The organism is Streptomyces sp. NBRC 110028 (assembly GCF_001417735.1).
Taxonomy (GTDB): Bacteria; Actinomycetota; Actinomycetes; order Streptomycetales; family Streptomycetaceae; genus Streptomyces.
The window spans coordinates 1-7,422 of sequence record NZ_BBUZ01000057.1 but is presented as its reverse complement, the minus strand read 5'-3'; the positions used below and the strand labels follow the sequence as shown (position 1 = coordinate 7,422).

Here is a 7,422-nt window from a genome sequence, read left to right as displayed (position 1 = left end):
CTTCGCGGCCCTCGTGCAGCAGCGCCGACACGGTGTCCTCGGCCAGGGCCTCGGCGGACACCTTCACCTCCGGGTTGCGCGCCGTCGCGCGCCGCATACAGGAGGCGGCGATGTTCTCGGCCACGATCTCCCCGGAGGAGCGGTTGGTACCGAACGAGGGGAGACGCCCCTCGTACTGCTCCCATCGGGAGGCGTGGACCAGGCGCAGGGGCAGCTCGTGGCGGGCCGCCTCGTCCACGGCCCAGTCCACCGCCTCAAGACTGGAATCCGACCCGTCAACACCCACGACCAGCGGGAGCGCCATCATCCCCACCGCCTTCCTGTGGTTGGCTCGTCCGCCTTGGGTACCCCGGCGACCACGCCCGCACCGCCACGGTTCCTCGCGGCCACCGCGGGCCCCGAGGGCCGGATACGCCCCCCCTTCTCTATCGCGGATTGCCTCGTTCACCCGGGTGAGGATGAAGCCGGGATCGAGGAGTTGACCCGCACCCCCCGGGGACCGTACTCCGCCGTCCACGACCTGGTCATCATGGACAACGCCGCCTTCGAAGCCTGGAAGGCGCATGTGCCGGAAGCGGCCATCGAGGTGCTCAGGCTCCCTACGTTGACGATGGCCCCTCGGCCGCGCTCGGCCATGGCCGGGGCGAAGGCGCCCGTCAGGATGAACGGTGCCTTGGCGTGGAGGTTGAAGGCATCGTCGAACATCTCCTCCGGAGTGGACTCGGTCGGTGCGAAGCCTCCGCCACCGGCGTTGTGCACCAGGACCTCGAGCGGGCCGTCGACGGCGTCCCGTATCCGCGCGATCAGATCGCGCACCGCTGCGGGTCGCGCAGGTCGGCCATCAGATCAATCGCGCGGCCACCTGCCGCCTCGATGGACCGGCGAGTCTCGGCGGCCCGGTCCCGGTCGCGTCCCGTGACGATGACCGAGTACCCGTCCTGAGCCAACCCGACCGCCGTCGCGCGACCGATCCCACTCGTCGAGCCGGTCACAAGTGCCCACGTCGAGCCTGGTGCGGACGCCTTCGAGTCGCTGTCCTCGCTCATTGCCATGTTCCTCTCACGTTCTCCGGTGGGTGATCACCATGCCGGCGATCACCGTGATCGTATGGTTCTGTGGCCGTCCACCCGGCGTTGCCCACCCGCCCGCCCCGCCGTGGCACGCAGCCTTCCGCGAGCGCGGCGGCCGTTGCACGATGCCAAGGCGGTGGCCCCCGGCGGAAACCGCCAGGGGCCACTCATGGAAGCTCATGCGGGGTGGTTCACTTGCGGGTGAAGATCCACTCGTGGTTGTTCTGGCCCTCCGGCGCGCAGGGCCAGATCATCAGATCCCGTGTCTCGGAATCCCGCTCGAACGAATCCAGACACTGGTTGTTACTGGCGAAGTTGCGGATCCAGAACTTGCCGTCCGCCTGCTTGTCCAGCCACCAGAGCTGGTTGTCGGAGGTCGTGCCGTTGCACGGGAACTCCGTCACCTTCGTGCCGCTCGGGCGGCCTCCGTTCTCGCCCAGGTCGAGGCAGTGGGAGTCCACGACGTTGCGGATCTGGAAGAGGGGCGCCCCGCCAGGACCCGCGGTGTCGTACTTCTTCTCCACGTTCCACAGTTGGTTGTCGTCCGGGTTGCTGTTGCAGGTCGCCTGAGTGATGGGGCCGTCGGCGGGGCCACTGGCGAAGCCGGGGATGTCGACGCACGTGCCGTTCTCGTTGTTCTTGATCAGCACGTGTGTCATCACGGACGGGAGATTGCTGACGGACGCCGTCTTCTTGGCCGCCGTGTGCTTCTTCCCGGCTGCCTTCGCCGACTTCGACGGGCTGAGGGTCGACTTCGCCGCGGGTGAGGCGGACTTCTTCGGCGGCTCCTTCTTCTCCTTGCCCGCCTTCGGCTTCTCCGGGCTCGGCGACGCGGCGACAAAGGCCCCCGGCTTTGCCCCGTCATCACCCAGAACGGTGTCGGCGGAGCTGGAAGAGTTCACCTTCTCGCCTTTGTCATCATCCTGGTAGGTGGCCATGACCAGCAGCGGTACGGCGATCAGGATGGCCCCCGTCATGGCGGCGCCGGCGAGCACGGGCTTGTTGGGGCGGCCGGGGAAACCCCCGCCGGCGCCGGGGGAGTTGCCGCCGGCATCCGCCGAAGCGGTGGCCGGCGCGGCGGCACCATCGGCCTTCCCTTCGGTGGACGCTGTGGTCACCGCGCCCCTGCCACGGCGGGACGCCCGGCTGCGGATACCGTGGGCGGCCCGTGCGTCGCTCGTCGGCTCCTCACCGGTCGCCGCCCCGGCCTTGCCTTCGCCTCGGGCCGCCGACGCCCCGGAGGCCGCCGGTTCCTTCGGTCCGGTCGAGTCTTCGAGGGTGTCGTCGCTCTCCGGCCCTGAGGTGGGACCGGCGACGAGGCCGCCTCGCGGGGCCCGCCTCCGGATGACGCTGGTCGCCTCCTCACCGTTCGCGCTCGTTTCCTCCTCGTTCGCGGAGAGGTCCCGCTCGTTCGCGGAGAGGTCCCGGCCGATGGCCCCGGACGTCCTGGCGGGAGCGGATTCGGATGAGGCGGGGCGGGAGGCGGGGGTCTTGTCTGTGCTGAGGTGTTCCTCGACGCTCGCGGCGTCGGGGGACGCGGCGGTGGATCCTCCGGTGGCGGAGGCCTCTCCGGCGGTCCTGTGCTGATCGGGCATGTGCTTCTCCTGTGGCCATGGACACGGGGCGGCGGCGATGGGGGTGGGACGGGAACGGGGAAACGCGTCAGCGCCCGTGTTCCGGCGCCGACCGCGGCTCCGGCCGGGTTCGGCGGCCGGGGACACCGGGCCCGCCGCGCGGGTGGCGGGGCAGCCGCGCGGCGGGTCGGCGCCGAAGTCTCCTCGGGCGGTCGGAAGGCCGGCATTCCGCAGGGCACAGACGTCGCCGACGCGGGCGTCCCTGGTGCGGTGGCGAACCGGCTGCTCGGCCGGGCCGGGAGTGCCGTCACCGCCACCCCGCCACGGGCGCGGCATCCCGTCCAGCCCGCCCTGCGGCGGGGGCGGTCGGCCATCGTGCCCACCCAGAGAGACGTGCTTCATCGGAATGTTCCTTGTTGTGGCGCCGTCAGGCCTGGACCGTGGGCATGCCCCAGAGTCCGGACCGGTGCGCGGCCTCGGCCTGACGCCGGTACCGGCGCGGGCGACGAGGCTGGGACTCCGCTGATCCGCAATGCCTCGTTCATGGGTTCGCGCCGGGGCCGGAATGGCCGCGTTGCCCGTACCACCGAAGCTTAGAAAGATCGACGCCGCGCATACGTGAACCGCAGCGCCATCCGGGTAGAACGTGCGCGTCACCGGACGGTGCGGACCACCAATGCCTTCAGCTTTCCTCTGAGACGCGGTGAGGTGCGTCAGTGTGAGGAGGCCGCGCCGGCTGAAAGAAGTGATGCGAGGGCGGCTTCGACCACGGCGAGGTCCTGTTCTCCGGTGCCGCCGCTGGCAGCTATTCCGCCGATGTGGGTTCCTTCGGCGGATATCGGGAGTCCACCCTTGCCCAACATCACTCGGCCACGGGTGGCCACGCTGATCGACGTGGTGAACTGCACCCGTCCCGCGAAGACCTCGGCGACCTCGGCCGACGGGTGTGCGAACGCCGCGGCGGTGTACGCCTTCCCGATCGCCACGTCCGCGAGCGGGAAGGGGGTCTCGTCCATCCGGGCGAAGGCGACGAGCGCACCGCCCGTGTCCACTACGGCGATCGCCATGGGGACGCCCAGCGACGTCGCCTCCGAGCGTGCCGCGTCCACAAGGGCGCTGCCCAGATCAAGATTCATTCGACTGCTCCTTCACGTCAGTTTTCCGTCAACGCGCACAGCGTTCAGAACGCGGCCTTCGTCAGGCCGCCGTCGATGTAGGCCGTCGTCCCCGTCACGTACGAGGCGCGAGGTGAAGCGAGGAACACCGCGGCATCGGCGAACTCCCGGACGGTTCCCCACCGGCCCATGGGGATCTCGTCTGTCAGGCGCTGGGGCACTCCGTTCGGGAACACCTCGTCCCGGCGAGCGGTGATGATCCGGCCCGGCGCCAGGATGTTGACCGTGATGCCGTCCGGGGCCAGCTCGGTCGCGAGCGTCTTCAGATATCCGTGGATCCCTGACCGGACCGAGTTCGACGCCGCCATACCCGGCGTGGGCTCCTTGACCCCGGTCGTCGTTATCGCCAGGATCCGGCCGCTCGAGCTGTGGCGCAGGTGCGGCACGCCGGCCTCGACGAGACGAATGAGCGGCAGCATGGCGAGGTCGACCGCTTCGAGCATGTGCTGGGGCGTCAGGCCGACAGCCGGGCTCGGACGCGGGCCGCCACTGTTCCACAGGACGATGTCCAGTGCGCCGAACGCTCCACCGCTTCGCCGACGACTCTCGCCGGCTCGTCCGGCAGCGTCATGTCCGCCGGGACCGCGAACGCGCCGATCCGCACCGCCTTTTCTTTCAGGAGATCCTTACGCCTCGCGACCATGACGACGTTGGCGCCCTCCGCCGCCAACGCCTCCGCGATACCTAGTGCCGCGTCAGCCAAGGTTTGCCCGGTAGCGAGGCGTCCTGGTGCGGTCAGATGCAAGGCGCCGGATCGGCCTCGTAGTGGGCCTACTCGGTCGATTCGGCAACGCCGCAGATGGCCGTGCCAGGGCGGCGAGCGGGGTGAACCTTGGCTGACGCGGCACTAGGCCCATCCCGGAAGAGGCGCCACCGACGATGGCCGTCTTGCCCTTCAATCCCAGATCCACTGCACTCCTCGATCCTTGTGTTGCCGCGAAGTCATCGTTGATTTCGCTGATTCTCGTTGTGGGCCCCCGCCATGAGCGCGGCGAGGTCCTCGGGGGCGAGGAAGGACGGCTGCCACCTGGCGGCTCGACCGCGCGTTGGACCGCCTGCGCGTGAGCGAACGCCCTGCCGAGCCGAAGCTGATCGATCTCCCGGTGACCGCGCGCTTGGCCGCCGTCCGCGACGGTGAGCTGGACCTGGCGCTGGTACGAGGCGCGATCGCCTCATCGGCGATGACGGTGGTGCGTGCTTGGTCCGAGCCGGTCCACGCCGTGCTCGTGCGTGACCACCCCGCTGCCGGCGAGTTGGCGGTCGGCCTGCATCTCCTTGATCCACGTGGGCTGCGGCTCCCCGCCCGTGAGAGCGACCCGCCACTGCACGACGCGCTCCTCGCCGCTCTGCCCGTGGCCCCGCTCCGCCCGCCCGCCGGGGACCTGTCCAACGTGCTCTTTGGTGGGCCGTGATCCCGAGGGCTGGACGCTGATGCCGGCCGAGCAACTGACCGGGTTCCGTTCCGAGCGGTGGCTCCATGTGCCGTTCGACCCGCCAGTGGCCGTCGACGGCCACGTCGTCACCTCACTGGCCACACCGAAGCCGTGCGTGGCCTCATATGTGGCCGCGTTGGCGTAACGGAACCCCAGGTTTCGACCACCGGACCCCGTCCTCGTCGTCCTGCTGCCGGACGAGCACGACGGTGACGGCCGCGAGCGCGTCGACGAGGTCCTGCCGGGGATCGCCGGTGTCACCGAGGTCATGGACTCGATCTCATCGCGCTTCGATCGTGTACCTGACGGTCCGCTCGTAGTCACGTGCGGCGTCCGCCGGCAGAGGCCGGGTGCTCACCAGGTCACCCGCGAGGTGTTCAAGCCGTGCACCGCACTGATGATCTTGAAGTCGGCCCGTACGCCGGGGTCGGCCAGGGCCAGGCCGGGGAAGCGTCGCAACAGGGCGTGGACGGCGATGCGCATCTCCATCCGCGCCAGTGGCGCCCCCAGGAGTCCGGTCGCGCGGCAGCGTTCGCCTGGCCGAAGACTCTCTCGCGCACGGCGGGCCAGGCCGATTCGTTCGGATCACCGAACCCTTGGCATGTGGGCGCGCTCATCGGAGGCGGCGCCTCCGACGGCCTCTGTAACCTGGCGTCGCTGTACGTCGGGGGGAGCTGACCGTGGAGAACATACTGTCCGTGGCCATCGGGGCCGCTATCGGCGTCATAGGGGTGGTGTTCGGGTCGTGGTTCACCGCGCGCCGACAGGACCGCATGTGGCTGCGCGAACAGAAGCTCAAAGCCGGGATCGGCTTCAACACGGCTGTAGTTCAGCTGTTGGACTACCTGAAGGAAACACAGCTGAGTGACGACGGTCCGGGAGCCAACGAGTTGGCGAATCGGCTGCAGGAAGCACGCTCAGCCCTCTACCTGCTCTGCTCCAACGACACCGTCGATCTCGCCGAGGCCCTCGCGCGTCGGGTCTGGAGCACCCGGCCCACCGAGGGCAGGGACGACCGCCGGGCCGAGTTCCGAGAGACGTTGGACCTCCTGCGTCGTTTCACCCACCAGCTCCGGCAAGAGATCGCCAGATCGTAGTCCCCACTGGATCACCGGGCGGACCAGAGGGAGATGCCTATGACGGGAAGCCCGGCCACGTAGATGGTGGCGGTCTTCCCGCATCGTGTGGCAATAACCCGCCACTGCTTCAAGCGGTTGATGCACCGCTCGACGGCATTGCGCTGCTTGTAGGCATCACGATCGAAGGCTGGTGGCCTGCCGCGTCGGCTGCCCCTCCGCTGCCGGTGGCCCTGCTCATCCGCCGGGGCGGGGATCACCGCGCGGATGCCGCGCCCGCGCAGGTGCTGGCGGATCGCGCGCGAAGGAGTACGCCTTGTCGGTCAGGACGACCTCCGGCCTGGTAGGGGGCCGACCTCGCCGTCGTGGGACGCGCAAGCGTGCCATGACCTTCGTGAAGGCGGGAGCGTCGCCGGCCTGTCAGGCGGTGAGGTGGAGCGCCAGGGGTCGACAGTTGCCGTCGGCCGCGAGATGGATCTTCGTGGTCAGCCAGCCGCGGGACCGGCCGATGGCATGGTCGGCAGCCTCACCGGCCGAGGCCCCTTTTCACGGGCCCCGGCCGCATGCTGGTGAGCACGCACGATGGTGGAGTCCACCGAGACGGCCCAGTTCAGATCCTCATCCGCGTCGGCCTGGGCCATCAGCGCGGTGAACACCCGCTCCCAGGTACCGTCGACGGCCACATCCGCGGCCGGTTGTAGACACCCCTCCAGTTGCCGTACTTCTCCGGCGGGTGGACCACTGCGTTCTGGAATTTGAAGGCGATCGCGTCGATCACCTCCCGGTGATCAGACCACCGGCCACCCCGCTTCGGCGTCCGGTCCGGGAGTAACGGCTCGATTCGCGTCCACTGCGCGTCAGTCAACGGCACACCCGGGCCAACGATCAGATGATCTAGACGAAATGGCCTGGTGGCGCGGATCGTCGCCGGGAGCCCAGGGCCTGACGTGCTCGGCGTCGGCTACGGCACTGTCATCGCGGCCCGCCAGTTCCAGGCCGCCGACGGTCAAACACTCCAGAAGCCCCGCCGGAGTGGGGCGGATTCCAGGGGTCGTTGCAACACAGTGATCAACTGGCTGTGGCCAGGAGCTTAG

9 protein-coding genes and 3 pseudogenes are annotated in these 7,422 nt (G+C 69.4%); 4 read left to right on the top strand and 8 right to left on the bottom strand.

Annotated elements, in window-relative coordinates:
* The 6 genes and pseudogenes from ASC60_RS36335 to ASC60_RS40315 form a co-directional block, all read right to left on the bottom strand.
* On the bottom strand, positions 1–304 hold a 304-nt coding region (locus ASC60_RS36335), incomplete at its 3' end, for a universal stress protein (RefSeq protein WP_159043391.1).
* Between the two features lie 140 nt (positions 305–444).
* Positions 445–1,046, bottom strand: a pseudogene (locus ASC60_RS43545) (SDR family NAD(P)-dependent oxidoreductase).
* Between the two features lie 215 nt (positions 1,047–1,261).
* A complete protein-coding gene (locus tag ASC60_RS43845) occupies positions 1,262–2,665 on the bottom strand; it encodes an RICIN domain-containing protein (RefSeq protein WP_055557991.1) in 1,404 nt (467 codons plus the stop codon).
* A 692-nt stretch (positions 2,666–3,357) separates the two neighbouring features.
* A complete protein-coding gene (locus ASC60_RS36315; protein ID WP_055557990.1) occupies positions 3,358–3,780 on the bottom strand; it encodes a heme-binding protein in 423 nt (140 codons plus the stop codon).
* 44 nt (positions 3,781–3,824) lie between these two features.
* Complete coding sequence (locus ASC60_RS38555) at positions 3,825–4,319, bottom strand: SDR family oxidoreductase (protein WP_234357287.1); 495 nt, start codon at positions 4,317–4,319, stop codon at positions 3,825–3,827.
* Positions 4,274–4,522 carry a hypothetical protein gene (locus ASC60_RS40315; RefSeq protein ID WP_055557988.1) on the bottom strand — a complete coding sequence of 83 codons (249 nt, stop codon included), beginning with the start codon at positions 4,520–4,522 and terminating at the stop codon, positions 4,274–4,276. The genes ASC60_RS38555 and ASC60_RS40315 overlap by 46 nt, the downstream gene beginning before the upstream one ends.
* Before the next feature lie 358 nt (positions 4,523–4,880).
* Here ASC60_RS40315 and ASC60_RS36300 point away from each other — a divergent pair, with 358 nt between their 5' ends.
* Both ASC60_RS36300 and ASC60_RS42440 read left to right on the top strand, forming a co-directional pair.
* Positions 4,881–5,231: a LysR substrate-binding domain-containing protein gene (locus tag ASC60_RS36300; RefSeq protein ID WP_234357283.1), complete on the top strand. Its 351-nt coding sequence runs from the start codon at positions 4,881–4,883 to the stop codon at positions 5,229–5,231.
* Positions 5,221–5,397 carry a hypothetical protein gene (locus ASC60_RS42440; RefSeq protein WP_199831152.1) on the top strand — a complete coding sequence of 59 codons (177 nt, stop codon included), beginning with the start codon at positions 5,221–5,223 and terminating at the stop codon, positions 5,395–5,397. The genes ASC60_RS36300 and ASC60_RS42440 overlap by 11 nt, the downstream gene beginning before the upstream one ends.
* Before the next feature lie 209 nt (positions 5,398–5,606).
* On the opposite strand, the gene ASC60_RS43840 is transcribed toward ASC60_RS42440, so the two are convergent.
* Positions 5,607–5,741: a hypothetical protein gene (locus ASC60_RS43840; protein WP_267892855.1), complete on the bottom strand. Its 135-nt coding sequence runs from the start codon at positions 5,739–5,741 to the stop codon at positions 5,607–5,609.
* 191 nt (positions 5,742–5,932) lie between these two features.
* Here ASC60_RS43840 and ASC60_RS36295 point away from each other — a divergent pair, with 191 nt between their 5' ends.
* Positions 5,933–6,349, top strand: coding sequence for a hypothetical protein (locus tag ASC60_RS36295; RefSeq protein WP_055557986.1), 417 nt, complete (start codon positions 5,933–5,935; stop codon positions 6,347–6,349).
* 11 nt (positions 6,350–6,360) lie between these two features.
* On the opposite strand, the pseudogene ASC60_RS41335 reads toward ASC60_RS36295, so the two are convergent.
* A pseudogene (locus ASC60_RS41335) lies at positions 6,361–7,214 on the bottom strand (IS5 family transposase).
* Positions 7,215–7,233: 19 nt separating this feature from the next.
* Between ASC60_RS41335 and ASC60_RS43535 the strand changes: the two are divergent.
* A pseudogene (locus ASC60_RS43535) lies at positions 7,234–7,329 on the top strand (SAM-dependent methyltransferase); the annotation flags it as partial.
* Positions 7,330–7,422 lie beyond the last annotated feature (93 nt).

Excerpts from the sequence above, each read along its gene's own strand:
- ASC60_RS43845 (WP_055557991.1), bottom strand. The coding sequence starts at position 2,665 with ATGCCCGATCAGCACAGGACCGCCGGAGAGGCCTCCGCCACCGGAGGA.
- ASC60_RS36315 (WP_055557990.1), bottom strand. The coding sequence starts at position 3,780 with ATGAATCTTGATCTGGGCAGCGCCCTTGTGGACGCGGCACGCTCGGAG.
- ASC60_RS43840 (WP_267892855.1), bottom strand. The coding sequence starts at position 5,741 with ATGGAGATGCGCATCGCCGTCCACGCCCTGTTGCGACGCTTCCCCGGC.